Raw genomic sequence first — 263 nt, forward strand, 5'->3', positions numbered from 1 at the left:
TTACGGAAAGGAGATGTCGTGATGTCCAAAAAGCCAAAATGTCCGCTGATAGGGCAGGACGGAAATATCTTTAATCTTATTGGCATAGCCTCAAAAACGCTGAAAAGGAATGGAATGTATGATGAGGCAAAGGAAATGTGCAGCAGAATAACTTCTTCGGGCAGTTACTATAATCCTGTATAATAAAACTTGACACATAAAAAACAATCGAAGTATAATAAAAACAAAGGAGTGTGTCATCAATGGGAACAGGAAAACAATAT

1 pseudogene is annotated in these 263 nt (G+C 36.9%); it reads left to right on the forward strand.

From position 1 onward, the window contains the following. Positions 1–183 (forward strand): annotated as a pseudogene (locus DWW81_RS13355) (hypothetical protein); the annotation flags it as partial. Positions 184–263: the final 80 nt, after the last annotated feature.

Origin of the sequence: Ruminococcus sp. AF17-1AC, from assembly GCF_003461385.1 — a bacterium.
GTDB classification, from domain to species: Bacteria; Bacillota; Clostridia; order Oscillospirales; family Ruminococcaceae; genus Hominimerdicola; species Hominimerdicola aceti.